Annotated in this window: 17 protein-coding genes and 1 tRNA gene; 3 read left to right on the top strand and 15 right to left on the bottom strand. The window is 49.4% G+C overall.

What is annotated here, in order from left to right; all coding sequences use genetic code 11:
* Positions 1-102 precede the first annotated feature (102 nt).
* The 6 genes from OEY58_03885 to OEY58_03860 all read right to left on the bottom strand — a co-directional run bounded on the left by OEY58_03885 (position 103) and on the right by OEY58_03860 (position 3,080).
* Positions 103-714: a heme NO-binding domain-containing protein gene (locus tag OEY58_03885; protein MDH5324582.1), complete on the bottom strand. Its 612-nt coding sequence runs from the start codon at positions 712-714 to the stop codon at positions 103-105.
* A 177-nt stretch (positions 715-891) separates the two neighbouring features.
* Positions 892-965 (bottom strand) — tRNA-Gln (locus tag OEY58_03880).
* A gap of 81 nt (positions 966-1,046) precedes the next feature.
* The gene (rpsI, locus tag OEY58_03875; GenBank protein MDH5324581.1) at positions 1,047-1,439 is read right to left on the bottom strand and encodes a 30S ribosomal protein S9; all 393 of its coding nucleotides are present in this window, start codon (positions 1,437-1,439) and stop codon (positions 1,047-1,049) included.
* A 42-nt stretch (positions 1,440-1,481) separates the two neighbouring features.
* The gene (gene rplM / locus OEY58_03870; GenBank protein MDH5324580.1) at positions 1,482-1,910 is read right to left on the bottom strand and encodes a 50S ribosomal protein L13; all 429 of its coding nucleotides are present in this window, start codon (positions 1,908-1,910) and stop codon (positions 1,482-1,484) included.
* 140 nt (positions 1,911-2,050) lie between these two features.
* Positions 2,051-2,734 (bottom strand): alpha/beta fold hydrolase, encoded by a 684-nt coding sequence (locus OEY58_03865; protein MDH5324579.1) that lies wholly within the window; start codon positions 2,732-2,734, stop codon positions 2,051-2,053.
* Positions 2,735-2,765: 31 nt separating this feature from the next.
* A complete protein-coding gene (locus OEY58_03860; GenBank protein ID MDH5324578.1) occupies positions 2,766-3,080 on the bottom strand; it encodes a (2Fe-2S) ferredoxin domain-containing protein in 315 nt (104 codons plus the stop codon).
* Positions 3,081-3,166: 86 nt separating this feature from the next.
* Between OEY58_03860 and coq7 the strand changes: the two genes are divergently transcribed.
* Positions 3,167-3,811, top strand: a complete 645-nt coding sequence (gene coq7, locus OEY58_03855; protein ID MDH5324577.1) for a 2-polyprenyl-3-methyl-6-methoxy-1,4-benzoquinone monooxygenase — start codon at positions 3,167-3,169, stop codon at positions 3,809-3,811.
* 16 nt (positions 3,812-3,827) lie between these two features.
* Here coq7 and speD read toward each other — a convergent pair whose 3' ends face one another.
* The 3 genes from speD to OEY58_03840 are packed head-to-tail and all read right to left on the bottom strand — an operon-like array spanning position 3,828 to position 5,480.
* Positions 3,828-4,634, bottom strand: coding sequence for an adenosylmethionine decarboxylase (speD, locus tag OEY58_03850; GenBank protein MDH5324576.1), 807 nt, complete (start codon positions 4,632-4,634; stop codon positions 3,828-3,830).
* A 27-nt stretch (positions 4,635-4,661) separates the two neighbouring features.
* Entirely contained in the window at positions 4,662-5,054 is a 393-nt protein-coding gene (locus tag OEY58_03845) for a VOC family protein (GenBank protein MDH5324575.1), read from the bottom strand.
* Positions 5,055-5,057: 3 nt separating this feature from the next.
* A complete protein-coding gene (locus OEY58_03840) occupies positions 5,058-5,480 on the bottom strand; it encodes an OsmC family protein (protein MDH5324574.1) in 423 nt (140 codons plus the stop codon).
* A gap of 285 nt (positions 5,481-5,765) precedes the next feature.
* Here OEY58_03840 and crp point away from each other — a divergent pair, with 285 nt between their 5' ends.
* Positions 5,766-6,392: a cAMP-activated global transcriptional regulator CRP gene (gene crp, locus OEY58_03835; GenBank protein ID MDH5324573.1), complete on the top strand. Its 627-nt coding sequence runs from the start codon at positions 5,766-5,768 to the stop codon at positions 6,390-6,392.
* A gap of 27 nt (positions 6,393-6,419) precedes the next feature.
* On the opposite strand, the gene trpC is transcribed toward crp, so the two are convergent.
* The 6 genes from trpC to rpe form a co-directional block, all read right to left on the bottom strand.
* A complete protein-coding gene (gene trpC, locus OEY58_03830; GenBank protein MDH5324572.1) occupies positions 6,420-7,217 on the bottom strand; it encodes an indole-3-glycerol phosphate synthase TrpC in 798 nt (265 codons plus the stop codon).
* Positions 7,218-7,241: 24 nt separating this feature from the next.
* Positions 7,242-8,264 carry an anthranilate phosphoribosyltransferase gene (gene trpD, locus OEY58_03825; GenBank protein ID MDH5324571.1) on the bottom strand — a complete coding sequence of 341 codons (1,023 nt, stop codon included), beginning with the start codon at positions 8,262-8,264 and terminating at the stop codon, positions 7,242-7,244.
* 94 nt (positions 8,265-8,358) lie between these two features.
* Positions 8,359-8,937, bottom strand: a complete 579-nt coding sequence (locus tag OEY58_03820; GenBank protein ID MDH5324570.1) for an aminodeoxychorismate/anthranilate synthase component II — start codon at positions 8,935-8,937, stop codon at positions 8,359-8,361.
* A 2-nt stretch (positions 8,938-8,939) separates the two neighbouring features.
* Positions 8,940-10,439 carry an anthranilate synthase component I gene (trpE, locus tag OEY58_03815; protein ID MDH5324569.1) on the bottom strand — a complete coding sequence of 500 codons (1,500 nt, stop codon included), beginning with the start codon at positions 10,437-10,439 and terminating at the stop codon, positions 8,940-8,942.
* A gap of 268 nt (positions 10,440-10,707) precedes the next feature.
* Complete coding sequence (locus tag OEY58_03810; protein MDH5324568.1) at positions 10,708-11,382, bottom strand: phosphoglycolate phosphatase; 675 nt, start codon at positions 11,380-11,382, stop codon at positions 10,708-10,710.
* Positions 11,383-11,426: 44 nt separating this feature from the next.
* The gene (gene rpe, locus OEY58_03805; protein ID MDH5324567.1) at positions 11,427-12,101 is read right to left on the bottom strand and encodes a ribulose-phosphate 3-epimerase; all 675 of its coding nucleotides are present in this window, start codon (positions 12,099-12,101) and stop codon (positions 11,427-11,429) included.
* Between the two features lie 208 nt (positions 12,102-12,309).
* Between rpe and OEY58_03800 the strand changes: the two genes are divergently transcribed.
* On the top strand, positions 12,310-13,041 hold the full coding sequence (locus tag OEY58_03800) for an alpha/beta hydrolase family protein (protein ID MDH5324566.1): 732 nt from the start codon (positions 12,310-12,312) through the stop codon (positions 13,039-13,041).
* The last annotated feature ends 18 nt before the right edge of the window (positions 13,042-13,059 follow it).

Below are 13,059 nucleotides of genomic sequence, written 5' to 3'. Positions count from 1 at the left end.
AATTACGACACCACCGCATCCCTGATCGACGGCCAAGGTCGGATAGTTAAGAAGTAAGGCGAAAAACTGTGAAATGAAGAAAAGCGAGGGGAGAAACAGGTTTTATATCCCGTCAATCCCCAGCTCTCGCGCCAGGGTGCGGATATCTTTGTCCAGCATACTGCGGACACTGACTTCCCGTTCCAAGGTCATGACGCAGCTGTCAGCGCCTTTGAGCATACACTGGGTTTCTACAATGGTGATTTTTTCTTGAAAATGCTCCCCCAAACCTCGCACCACTCCCTTGGCTACGTAGCACAATTTACGTCGTGATTGGTACTGGAGCACTAACTTATCCAGTGATAGGCGTTGGGTGAGAATTCGAGGTGGTTTGCGATTGGGATTGTGGCGCTCCACAGCGCGAATACAGCCACCGGCGTTTTCCAGCAGTTCCAGACTGCGCCAGGATTTACCATCAATGTACATCTTGTAGAAATCCAGCAGGCGCGGCGCCATGTACGCACCGAAATCCTCGAGCAACTGCGATGTGGGCAAGCGGAAGGTTTTGGCAGCAGTGACCGCCAACTCCACCAATTCACGGTCCGGATAGTCCACACTGGGGAAGTAAATTTGATTGTCTCTGCCGGTTGCCTTGAGCAAGGTTCGCCACGCCGGTTTGCCTCCATGGCGCTCCTGCACATAGCCACGCATAAACTCAAAAATCATTCCGTACATAAGACCACCCCGGAACAGCGCCCTAATTGAAACCCAAAATCACGAATGGAGTATACCATATCTTTTTTTATTATAATCCCGAAATGGTTATAATTTAACCATTTTGTTTGCTTCATACAAAGTCAGAGGATTATAAGCAAAACCCCGGTGTGGCTTTAAGGGAAATATTCACCAAAATGGCTGGGGGACTAGGATTCGAACCTAGGTTGGCGGAGTCAGAGTCCGCAGTCCTGCCGCTAGACGATCCCCCAGGGGAAAACCGAGGCTTGAAAAGAAAGGCAAGAAAAGGAATTCGCCGCGAAAGCGGTGAATTCCTTTCCAGTAAATCGCAGTTATCGTTTGGAGTATTGCGGACGCTTGCGAGCTTTGTGCAAACCCACTTTTTTACGTTCCACGCATCGAGCGTCACGAGTGACCAAACCGGCCCGACGCAGCGGTGAACGCAAGGTTTCGTCATACTCGATCAACGCTCGGGCAATACCATGACGAATAGCGCCGGCTTGGCCGTTGTTACCACCGCCTTTGACACTGACCTTGATATCAAATTTTTCCAGCAAATCCACCAATTCCAAAGGTTGGCGCACCACCATGCGTGAAGTTTCGCGGCCGAAATACTGGTCCAGGGGCCGTTTGTTCACGGTGATATTGCCGTTGCCGGCGCTGATAAAGACTCGAGCCGAAGAACTTTTACGACGGCCGGTTGCATAATATTGTGTTTGTGCCATGATCTGCCAAATTCCAGTGTTACGGTTAGATTTCCAAAGTTTTTAGATTTCCAGAGTTTTAGGTTGCTGTGCCGCATGATCGTGCTGTGCACCGGCGTAGACCTTTAACTTTCTGTACATAGCCCGCCCTAAAGGATTCTTGGGCAACATGCCTTTTACGGCAATTTGAATAATGCTCTCGGGTGAGCGTTGCAGCATCTTATCAAAACTCATGGATTTGATACCGCCCGGAAAACCGGTATGACGATAGTACATTTTGTCTGTGGTTTTACGCCCGGTTACGGTCACCTTGTCGGCGTTAACAACGACGATATAGTCTCCTGTATCGACGTGCGGGGTATATTCGGGCTTGTGCTTACCGCGCAAGCGAAGGGCAATTTCCGTAGCCAGGCGGCCCAGGGTTTTGCCGGAGGCATCCACGACATACCAGTCCCGTTTGACTTCAGCAGGCTTTGCGCTGAATGTTTTCATGGCGAATCAACTCCAAAAAGAATCTTGTTGAAAAGGCGCAGAATACTAGAACCGAACCGTTCGAAAGTCAAGATGTTTTCACTTACCAGAACCCGGACTCACGCCGGAGTTTCAACTAAACCCTTGACTTACAAAAAGATTCAAGACCACTGCTGCTTTACGGCTTCACGTACCTGATTCAGACGACCGTGAAAGAAGTGATCCGCATCCGCAAACCATTGGTAGTTAGGCCGCGGCCGCTGCTGCTGCACCCAGGCAGAGACTTTTTCCGGCGCAATCACATCATCCTTACCACCCTGGATCACCAACCAGGGAATTTCCACCGGATTTTCCGGAAAATCAAACAAGGTCACGGGCGGCGCGATGAGCAACAAACGCTCGGCCCCCACATCCCGGTACCCATTAAACGCCACAAAAGCACCAAAGGAAAACCCCGCCAACCATAACTGCGCCTGCGGATAACGGCTACGCAGCCAGTCGCACACGGCCTCCAGATCTTCCACCTCTCCCTGACCCCGATCGAAGCGTCCCTGGGAATGCCCCACGCCGCGAAAATTAAAACGCAGAGTGGGCACCCCCAGATCATTCAGGGCGTTGGAGACAATGTGCACCACTTTATTGGCCATACTGCCGCCATGCAGGGGATGCGGATGGCAAATCACAGCTACAGCCTCAACCTCCCCTGGATTGGCCGGCTGGGACATCAATGCTTCCAAAACGCCGGCAGGACCTTGAATCAGAAAGTTCTCACCGGTACAGGGGGCATCTTCCAAGCCGTCGTACAAATGTAGTTGGGCACCGCGGCTTTCATTAAAATCAGACATAATTATCGGTTTACTCGTTGTGTTCAGTTTTCTAAAGGGTCAGGCGCTGAACCACACGTCCATTACACAAATGTTCTTCAATAATCTCGTCGATGTCTTCCTTGTCTACATAGGTATACCAGACATCATCAGGATACACGGCAATCACCGGCCCTTCTGCGCAACGGTTCAAGCAACCGGCACTGTTAATACGTACCTTACCCTGTTGCCCGGCAATACCCAGTTCTTTGCTGCGTTGCTTGGCGTAGTCGCGCATCGCTTGAGCGTTGAAATTTTGACAACAATCGCTGCCGTCGTCTCGTTTATTGGTACAAAAAAACACGTGATGCCGGTAATAAGCCACGATGGCGCTCCTTCCTAATAACAGCCAGGGGCGCCATTATAGCCAAGAAGTGGTTTTTTTTCTTGAAAAATTGGAGTAATGTGGCCTCCATGAGCCGGCGGCATTACAACTTTTTGGATCAATTGATCCACAATGTGGACACAGGATTACGAACTCTATCCGGTAACCCTGCCGTTACGGGCCGCGCGAATCCGTCCCAACATCAAGAGGAAACGGAGCTCAGCGAGGAGCAAAAAACCCTGGCAGGACGATTGATGCGCATCAATCACGCCGGCGAAGTGGCCGCGCAAGGCCTGTATCAAGGCCAAGCACTCACCGCAAAACTGCCCCTGGTCCGCCGGCAAATGGAACAGGCTGCAGCTGAAGAAAACGATCATTTACAGTGGTGTCGCAGCCGCGCCAATGAACTGGGTACGCATACCAGTCTACTGGATCCGTTGTGGTATGCCGGCTCTGTGGCCATCGGTGCTGCTGCCGGTCTGGCCGGCGATAAATGGAGCTTGGGATTTGTAGCCGAAACGGAACGGCAAGTGGTACGGCACTTGGACGATCACTTGCAGCAGCTTCCCCGGGAAGATGTTAGAAGCCGCGCCATATTGCAACAAATGCGCGAAGATGAGCTGCATCACGCCACGACAGCAGTTAAAGCAGGAGGCGCCGAGCTCCCTACACCGATAAAACGCTTAATGGGACTGACTTCTAAAATTATGACCAAAAGCGCGTTTTGGCTGTAACCGTGAAACTAACGCCTCATTCCGCAGACTTCACATTGCGACCGTAAAATATTTCCAACATTTCCCGGCCGACACGACCAGTGGCTTCCTCGCGCTCCGTATCACTTAAATCACCTGGATCAATACCGAACAAATAATTGTCTAAATTAAAATCATTCAGCATCATTTTGGTATGAAATATATTCTCCTGATACACATTCACATCGATCATCTGATAACGTTCTTTAGTATCTTGAGCAATGAAGTTCTGGATAGAATTGATATCGTGATCAATGTAGTGCTTATTACCGAAAATATCACGAGTAAATCCACGCACCCGATAGTCCATGGTCACCACATCAGAATCGAAACAATGGATCAGGTAATTTAACGCTTTTAATGGCGACACCCGGCCACAGGTCGATACATCAATATCCGCTCTAAAAGTACTAATACCGTTATGGGGATGACTTTCAGGGTAAGTGTGAACCGTCAAATGACTTTTGTCCAAATGCGCCACAATGGCATCACCCAGCGGCCCTGGCGCTTCCGTGTTGGAGACATTAGCACTATCGATGGCTTCTTCACTTATGAGCATGGTGACACTGGCCCCCTGAGGATCATAGTCCTGACGGGCAATATTCAAAATATTCGCACCAATGATTTGAGTGACGTCTTTGAGTATATTGGTCAAGCGTTCGGCATTGTAGGCCTCGTCAATATATTCGATATAGCTTTGTCTCTGTTCTTCGGTCCGAGTGTAGCAAATATCGTATATATTAAAACTCAACACCTTGGTCAGGTTATTGAAATCTTTGAGTTTCAGCTTGTCAGATGTATTCAACCGCGTAATCTCTTTGTCTATGTGGAATCAGCTACCCACCAAGGGTGGATGGTAAATCATTTGCACCGTTACCCCATCCGGGTCCTGGCAGTAAAAACTTCTGGCACCATCACGGTGGGTCCGGGGAGCTGCTTTAATCACGACATCATGGTGTTTTAGAAAATCGTGCCACTGATCCACCTGCTCCGCATGGTTCAGTATAAATCCAATATGGTCTAATGATTGACCACCTTCGATGGACGCCGATGCGCGATGCAGCGCCAGGTTATCATTACCCGAAGTCAAATACACATTATCCGGATCCGGCCGCCACTCTACTGTCATACCCAGCAACTCGACATAAAATTTTTCGCTCGCTTCCAGATTGACCACATTTAAGGCCACGTGCCGCAATCCGGCTGTCGCATTGGGTCGTTGCACTTACTACTCCAAAACTTCAACTATTTTAAAATCATGGCTTATTTGAGCCACCTTGCCCAGCATAATGGATGCAGAACAATACTTTTCTGCCGATAAACTGATGGCTCGGCTGACATGCTTTTCGCTTAACCCCTTTCCGGCTACGATGAAGTGCACATGAATACGGGTAAAAATTTTCGGATCGGTTTCCGCTCGCTGCGCTTCGATCTCAACCACGCAATCGTCCACCGGTTGGCGGGCTTTTTTCAATATCAGAACCACATCAAAAGCAGTGCAACCGCCCAGGCCCAGCAGCAACATTTCCATGGGGCGCACCCCTTTGTTTTGCCCGCCAAAATCCGCCGGACCATCCATAGTGATGTGGTGACCGCTCCCGGATTCCCCATCAAATTCAGCGTCTTGGACCCATTTAACCCGTGCTTTCATCACCACTGACTCTTACCCCTGTAGCGGCATTTTTAAAAGCGCCTAAGACTATCATAAAAACACAGGCAAAGATGAGTTTTATGTTAATTTTTTCAGCCCAAAATCAGTAAACCTGCTTTTTTTCAGGTTTCGGGCATTAAATTTGCTTAGCCTAAAGCAGGATTTGGGTAATTTTCCCATTCCACAAAAGGTTTGGGGTTCCAAGCCGATAGATATGGACACACAACGACATTTAAGAAGGTAAAGCCCGTGACTCAAGTTGCTCGCAACAATCGACTCGGTTCGATCAAGCCGCCAGAGGAAAACAAAACGATTACGCATTTCCTGGAACACTGCCATCGGCGGCGTTACCCGGGCAAGAGCCTGATCATCTATGCCGGCGATACCCCGGACGTTTTGTACTACATCGTTGACGGTTCCGTTACCGTGTTGATCGAAGATGAATCCGGCCATGAAATTGTTCTCGCCTACCTCAATGCCGGTGACTTTTTTGGAGAGATGGGTTTATTTGGCAAAGAATCCAACCGCAGCGCATTTGTTCGAGCTCGCACTCAATGTGAATTGGCCGAAATCAGCTATGCCCGCTTCCGTCAACTGGCCGAAAGCGATCCCAAAATTCTATTTGAACTGGCGGCACAAATGGCCTTACGACTGCGCCGTACCAGCCAAAAAGTGGGCGATCTGGCCTTTATGGATGTCACCGGGCGAGTGGCACGCACCTTGATCGAATTGTGTAAAGAGCCGGACGCAATGACCCATCCTGACGGTATGCAAATTCGCATCACCCGCCAAGAACTGGGGCGAATTGTAGGTTGTTCTCGGGAAATGGTTGGCAGAGTATTAAAAAGCCTTGAAGAACAATCCCTTATATCTGCCAGCGGTAAAACCATAGTGGTTTTCAATACCCGCTAATCATTTTGTATACTCAAACGGGGAAAATCAGGCGAACAATTGCGCCAGTTTTTCCCCCGGTTGTTCCGCCCGCATAAAGGCCTCCCCCACCAAAAAGGCATTCACTCCATGCCGGCGCATTAAAGCCACATCCTCGCGAGTGTGTATGGCACTCTCCGTGACCACAATTTTGCTGTCAGGTATGCGCTCCAGCAAATCCAGCGTGGTGTTGAGGCTCACGTCAAAAGTACGCAAATTACGGTTATTTATCCCCACCAGACGAGCATCCAGAGCCAGGGCCCGCTCCAACTCCTCGGCGTCATGAACTTCCACCAAAACATCCATACCCAATTCCGTAGCCAAGTTAAACAACTCCATGAGCTTGGTATCATCCAGTGCTGCGACAATCAATAAAATACAGTCTGCCCCCAACACGCGGGACTCGAGGATTTGGTAGGGTTCCACCATGAAGTCTTTACGTAACAGCGGCAACTGACATACTTGTCGCACCTGTTGCAAATAGGAATCCGCGCCCTGGAAAAATTCCTCGTCGGTTAGGATAGACAAACAGCTCGCCCCACCCTCGGCGTAAGAACGAGCAATTTGTTGCGGCTGAAAGTCGGCTCGAATCACGCCTTTGCTGGGTGAGGCTTTTTTGATTTCCGCAATCACAGCCGCTTCACCACGCCGCTGGACGGCCTCTATGGATGCGACAAACCCCCGGCAGGGCTCACAAGATTCCACTTGTTGTTGCAACTGTCCCATGGGGACCTGCGCTGACTTTGAGGCCACCCATTGGATTTTGCTTGCCAAAATTTTTTTTAGGATATCCGGAGTTTGTGCCATGGTTGCTCTATTTTCCAGCCGCCACTAGCCGGTAAAACTCCGGCTCATGTCAACAAAAGCATCGAATTTATCACGCGCAGCACCGCTGGCGATGGTTTCCTGTGCCAGCTTAACTCCAGCCTCAAGCGTGGTACTCAAGCCGCTCACGTAGAGCGCCGCGCCGGCGTTGATGGCAACTATATCCGAAGCCGGACCGGGTGTATTATCAAAGACTTGACGAATCATCACCAAGGATTGCGCCGCGTCCTCCACAGACAAATCCGACACGTTGGTACGAGAGATTCCGAACTGTTCCGGGGTCACCATGTAGGTGTTTACTTTCCCTTCTTTCATCTCGGCGACAAATGTGGGAGCTCCGATACTGATTTCATCCATACCATCTTCGGAATGCACCACCAAAACATGCCGACTGCCCAGGCGCGCCAGTACTTTGGCCAACGGCTCCACCCATTTATTACTGTAGACGCCAATCACCTGATTTGGCGCATCCGCCGGATTGGTAAGCGGCCCCAAAACATTGAAAATGGTCCGCACGCCCATGTCACGCCGGGGGCCGATGGCGTGCTTCATGGCACTGTGGTGCTTGGGAGCAAACATGAACCCCACTCCCAGTTTTTCGACACAAGCCGCCACCTGCTCAGGACTTAGATCCAGATTGACACCGGCGGCCTCCAGCACATCGGCACTGCCGGATTTACTGGAAATAGAACGATTACCGTGTTTAGCTACTTTACCCCCGGCTGCCGCGACCACAAAAGCACTGGCAGTGGAAATATTAAAGGTCCGCGCACCATCGCCCCCGGTACCACAGGTGTCCACCACATGCGATCCGGTGACACTGACTTTTGCTGCCAAATCGCGCATAACGGCTGCCGCTGCCGCCACTTCGTCTATAGTCTCACCTTTCATGCGCAAACCCACCAGGAATCCCCCGATTTGGGCCGGTGTTGCCTCACCCGTCATTATCTTCTGCATCACTGACTGCATCTCAGCCGAAGTGAGGTCACGATGGTCAATCACCGAAGAAATAGCGGCTTGCATTTCCATAATTTATTTCCTCATTACCTAAATCACGAGACCGCGCCAACGGCCACTGCGTAACTTTCAGCCAGTATTAAATCCCAATGGCCTTAATATTGTATTAGCGAGCCAGGAAGTTGCGCAACAAATCATGGCCACATTGGGTCAAAATGGATTCGGGATGAAACTGCACCCCCTCTACATCCAACTCTTTATGGCGAACCCCCATAATTTCGTCCAAATCACCGGTGTCTGTCTGAGTCCAAGCCGTCACCTCCAGGCAATCCGGCAATGAATCTTTTTCTATCACCAGGGAATGATAGCGAGTGGCTTCAAAAGGGTTGGGCAATCCACTGAACACACCGATCTCTTTGTGAAAAATCTGCGACGTTTTACCATGCATGATTTGACCGGCATGGACAATTTTACCACCAAAACACTGGCCAATGCTTTGATGCCCCAAGCAAACCCCCAAAATAGGTACTTTACCGCTGAACTGTCGAATGACCTCGACGGAAATACCCGCTTCGTTGGGCGTGCAAGGCCCCGGAGAAATCACAATCCGCTCCGGATGTAGTTGCGCAATTTGCTCCGGAGTAATTTGATCGTTGCGAAACACTTCCACCCGGGCGTTTAGCTCACCAAAATACTGCACTAGATTATAGGTAAAAGAATCATAATTATCGATCATCAACAACATAATCACGACTCCTTGCCCTGCATCTGAAAATCATCCAATCCGGCTTCCACCAGTTCCACGGCCTTGAACACAGCCCTTCCCTTATTCATGGTTTCTTCCCACTCTTTTTCGGGAATGGAATCATAGACGATACCGGCACCGGCCTGTATGCTCAAAACGCCATCCTTGATAACGGCGGTCCTAATGGCAATAGCGGTATCCATATTACCATTCCAGCCGATATACCCCACGGCACCGGAGTACACCCCACGCTTTACCGGCTCCAGTTCGTCAATAATTTCCATCGCCCGAATCTTGGGGGCACCGCTGAGTGTGCCAGCAGGAAATGTGGCCCGCAACACATCCATTGCGCTGACGTCATTCTTTACACGACCGATCACATTAGAGACGATATGCATGACATGAGAATAACGTTCGACAATCATTTTTTCCGTTAGACGGACCGTACCGGTCTGAGAAATACGCCCCACGTCATTGCGCCCCAAATCAATCAACATGAGATGTTCTGCACACTCTTTAGGATCCGCCAACAGATCCCGCTCTAATTCCATATCCTCTGCTTCGGTAGCTCCTCGCGGCCGTGTACCGGCAATAGGCCTGACAGTAACCTCTCCGTCTTCCAAACGGGTCAATATTTCCGGAGAAGAACCCACTACGTGAAAATCACCCACATTTAAATAATACATATAAGGTGATGGATTTGTGAATCGCAATGCCCGATATAAATGTAAAGGATGCGCGGAAAAAGGAATAGACAACCGTTGCGACAAGACAACCTGCATTACATCACCATCGATTATGTACTGCTTGGCCTTGCCTACAGCATCCTCATACCCTTGCCGGGTGAAACCGGAAACAAAATCCGTTTCGTTAACGGTTTGAGCACGCCCCGAGGGCGGCAAGCAGGTGGCCTGACTTAACCGCATGGTCAATTGATCCAAACGTTCTCCCGCCATCTCAAATGCATCAACCTGACTGGGATCACAATAGACCACCATACGAATTTTACCGCTCAAATTGTCGAACACCACAACTTCTTCCGACAACATAAGCAAAATATCCGGAGTACCCAAAGTATCTTCATTGGGACAATGTGCCAAGCGTGGTTCTATATACCGAACCGTATCATAACCAAAATACCCCACCAACCCGCCACTAAACAGCGGTAAATCGGGCATATCCGGGGCACGATAACGCTGTTGAAACTGCTCCACCCACTGCAAAGGGTCCTCTACCCGAACTTCTTCGAGCAAACGCCCCTGGTGAGTCACACTAATCTCGTGACCACGAACACTCACAATGGTGGAGCAAGGTAAGCCAATGATGGAATAGCGCCCCCACTTTTCACCACCCTGGACGGATTCAAACAAATAGGAATAGGGGCCATCAGCCAGTTTTAGATACGTACTTAGCGGTGTATCCAGATCCGCCAATACTTCCCGGGTCCGGGGAATACGGTTATAGCCCCGCTCGGCATACTCGATGAATTGTCGTTTATCCATATTTAGTCACTCGAAAATTGAAATAGAGAAATCACTGCAGCGGCTCAGGCTAAACACGCCATCGACCAATCCAGCACATTATTCGTATTTCAATGTTATCTGTGTGACTCATGCGTAAACGCTAACGTAATTAGATGCTCTTCTCTGATGAAAGAGGCGTCATTAAACTTTATTAATTATCGATTCCACATTCGCGCAGCATCCAGCACACCCATGCGGCATTGCCTTAAAACTAGCACAATATTTTTCACAAGGATAGAGTCGCGATTCACCCTGCGCTACGGACAATATCCTTTAGCTGCTCCATGGAGTCTATAACCGCGTCGGGATGATAATCCCGAATATCCTCACCGTGATTATAACCATAACTCATACATATAATAGCAAAACCGGCCGCTCGAGCGGCTTTCACATCGCTTTGGGAGTCGCCGATCATAAGCGATTGTTGCGGGGACACATTAAAGTGTTGCGCTGCATGCAACAAAGGCATGGGATCGGGTTTTTTCTTCTCCAACGTATCCCCACAGATAATAACACCGAAGTCATCATGCACACCAAGATCGCGCAACAAAGGCAGAGTGAACTGCTCCGCTTTGTTGGTGACACATCCAAGGGCCACGCCCAGCGACTTGAGATAGTCCAGCCCCTGTTTCACACCAGGATACAAAACACTGCGCTTACTGGTATTCTCTGCATACAACTCCAAAAACACGGGGTACGCTCGATGGAATACTGCATCATCAGGCTCACCATCTAACTGCCCGATCAGAGCTCTCCGAACCAACCGCTCCACGCCGTTCCCGACCCAATTACGCACGGCAGACTCCCCTCGAACCGGTAAGTCCAACTGCCGCATCATTTCATCAACACAAAATGCCAAGTCCGGCACGCTGTCCACCAACGTGCCGTCTACATCAATGAGTACCATTTCCGGACTAAACATCAGACACCCTACTCTTTTTATATTTGATCGAACGCGCGTCAGGATTATTTGGAAACCTGATCCAATTCAGCGCGCATTGCATCAATGGTGGCCTTGTAGTCTTCTGTATTGAAAATGGCAGAACCGGCAACAAAAGTGTCAGCGCCCGCTTCAGCGATCTCACGAATATTGTCCACTTTTACACCACCATCAATCTCCAGCCGAATATTGTAACCGCTTTCATCAATAATCTTGCGAGCCTCACGCAACTTGGCCAAGGTAGCCGGAATAAACGCCTGACCGCCAAAACCTGGGTTGACTGACATCAACAACACCATATCGACTTTATCGATGACATATTTCAAATGCTCCAGGGAAGTTGCCGGATTGAAAACCAAACCGGACTTGCAACCACAATCCCGAATCAATTGCAGACTTCGGTCGACGTGCTCTGAACCTTCAGGGTGAAAAGTAATATAGCTGGCTCCCGCTTTTGCAAAATCGGGAATAATGCGATCCACAGGCTTAACCATTAAATGGACATCGATAGGAGCCGTAACGCCGTGCTTGCGCAATGCTTCACACACCAGTGGACCGATGGTGAGATTCGGCACGTAATGATTATCCATTACATCGAAATGGACAATATCCGCGCCAGACTCAAGCACATGTGTGACCTCTTCCCCTAAACGAGCAAAATCCGCTGATAAAATAGAAGGCGCAATTAAATAATCCGACATGAAAAACCCCTTTATTCACATTCACTTCCTGTATGCCAGGAATCTTAACCGGTAAATAGAACAGCGCACTTTACAACATAATGGGGGATATTTCAGCCTTTATTGAATCAGGCCGACTCAGAGTGGTTTTTTGAACTATACTTTCTTTTAATTTCAATATCTTATACAGGCAATGAGAATACTCTTACCCTACTTTTTGGGCGTCAGCATGACAACTACAAGCCTGCAATGCCCTGGTGCAGACCACCTGGACGAAGCCGCTTTAAGTCGGACCCTGGAACAATCCGTCGCCACACAGGCTCTTCCAGGAAAAGCACTTTGGCTCAAAACAGCCGCATCGGAGTTTCTTAGCCTCTATATTCCCAGCTCAAAACACCCTCAACGCGGAGGCATCATACTTCTGCATGACAACCAGACGCACGCCGCATGGCCGCAAGTGATACAACCCTTGCGCACCCAACTGCCGCACCACGGCTGGAGCACCTTGTCACTACAATTACCTACAAATACCACTATTACTTCAGCAAATGTCGAACAATTGAAAAAAAACTGTGCAGAGCGCATTGACAGCGCAATCGAGTATTACAAAAGCCAAGAAATAAAAAATATCGTGTTACTGGGATACGGCACTGGAGCCACATTAGCTTTGGCCTATGAGACACAAAAACCCAGAGCAGTCATCAGCGTGAGCCTTGCCCCCTTAACGGACCAAACCCCAGTGGAAATACCGAAAAAAACTCCGGTATTGGATATCGTTGCAGCGTTGACGCCCAAAAACCAACTGATCCTGGCGCAAACCCGCAAATCCATTACCCAGAAAACCCGTCATCCGGCTTATTTCCAACGGATTATTCCCGGCTCCAAACGTTCTTACGACAACACCGAGGGAATTTTACTTAGCTATATTCGAAGCTGGCTGGCGCGCTATGCAGTAGAGTAATACTCAAAAGGAAGGAAA

It is taken from the genome of Gammaproteobacteria bacterium (genome assembly GCA_029882975.1).
Lineage (GTDB): Bacteria > Pseudomonadota > Gammaproteobacteria > SZUA-152 > SZUA-152 > JAJDNG01.
The sequence above is the reverse complement of the archived record's forward strand: the minus strand, read 5'-3'. Positions and strand labels throughout refer to the sequence as shown.